Source organism: Mesorhizobium sp. M0018 (assembly GCF_040323955.1).
Taxonomy (GTDB): Bacteria; Pseudomonadota; Alphaproteobacteria; order Rhizobiales; family Rhizobiaceae; genus Mesorhizobium.
In genome coordinates, this window is the sequence record NZ_JAMYVL010000094.1 from 1 (window position 1) to 539 (window position 539).

The 539-nt window shown below is 60.7% G+C and carries 1 pseudogene; it reads right to left on the reverse strand.

Going from position 1 to position 539, the window contains the following annotated elements:
- Positions 1-539, reverse strand: a pseudogene (locus tag NKJ81_RS32605) (calcium-binding protein); the annotation flags it as partial.

The window sequence follows — 539 nt, forward strand, 5'->3', positions numbered from 1 at the left end:
TCCGATCCGGCCGCAAGCGCATGACTTACGGAGGCGAATGCTTTGTCGGTACCGCCGCCCGCGGCCTCGATCTCCTTGTCGCGGATGTCATCGACATAATAGGTGTCATTGCCGCCATAGCCGATCATCGTGTGGCCGCCGGCGCCGTGAAACACATCGTCGCCGCTGGTGCCATACAAGGTGTCGCTTGTGTCGATGGGAGGCGGTTCGGTCCCAGTCGTTGCGAGGTTGTGCTCCCGGAAAACGGCTTGTAGTTCCGGAGAGCTCTCTAATGCGGTGTCGCCGTTCTGCGTTCCCCATTTGTAGGTGTAGTCGAAGGCAGGTGACGGAACCAGCTTGGCCCAATGATCGATCATGATTTGCATCTGTTCGGCGGTGGGCATGACCTGTCTGCCGCCATCGGAAGTCTCCCAGTTGCCGCCACCGAAGGCCTGATAGACCGGAACGATGTTGCTGATCGGGATGCCCGACTTCACCGCTGCAGCCACGGCTCGGTCGATCATGTCGTAGTCGACCGTGTCCGTTCCCGTGCGCACCGG